The organism is Sphingomonas endophytica (assembly GCF_001476895.1).
Taxonomy (GTDB): Bacteria; Pseudomonadota; Alphaproteobacteria; order Sphingomonadales; family Sphingomonadaceae; genus Sphingomonas; species Sphingomonas endophytica_A.
Genome location: NZ_LDTB01000275.1, coordinates 1 through 647, shown reverse-complemented (window position 1 = coordinate 647; position 647 = coordinate 1). Strand labels below are relative to the sequence as shown.

The 647-nt window shown below is 64.1% G+C and carries 1 protein-coding gene; it reads right to left on the bottom strand.

The window, feature by feature from the left end; translation table 11 throughout:
- Window positions 1–106 precede the first annotated feature (106 nt).
- Window positions 107–647, bottom strand: a 541-nt coding sequence (locus NS334_RS17165) for a MarR family winged helix-turn-helix transcriptional regulator (protein ID WP_206542735.1), incomplete at its 5' end; no start/stop codon positions are given.

Sequence of the window (647 nt, the reverse complement as noted above, 5' to 3'; positions counted from 1 at the left end):
ATATCAGCTGCTTGGAGTGGCCACCGCGCGCTGAGGCGAGCTTGCTTGAAAGCGCATTTGCCTATTTTTCAGGCAGGCGTGGCTGAGCAGAAATCCGATCGATGGATCAGGTGAAGCAAGCAAGGATCCGTAGCAATTGCTCGCGGTTTGCCTTGCCGATCTTCTCGGCGACATGCCGCTCGTGTTCGGCGGCGAGCCGCTTGAACTGCGCCAGCGCCGCCTTGCCGCGCGTGGTCAAATGCAGCGCATGGGAACGGCGGTCGATGGTGGAAGGGATGCGGCTGACGAAGTCGCGCTCTTCCAGGCTGTCGAGCAGATGCACCAGCCGCGCGCGCTCGATCCCGAGCCGCTTGGCGACCGCCATCTGGCTCAGGCCTGGATTGGCCCCGATCACGTTCTTGACCGCGTATTGGGTCGGACGGATATCGACCGTTGCCAGTGTCTTGATGAAGTCCTGGAAGATCCAGAGCTGGAAGCGACGCACCGCATAGCCGGCGTGGCCGACCAGCGCGTCGAGGCCGATATCATCGCCGGCGTCGCCACTGTGCGCCCGGCCACTCGCCGGGCGCGCGCGACGGATTGCCGCTCTCGTTCCTGCGGCCTTGCGCGATGTCTTTTGCGGGCTTGCCATGGCCGCAAGGCTAGCG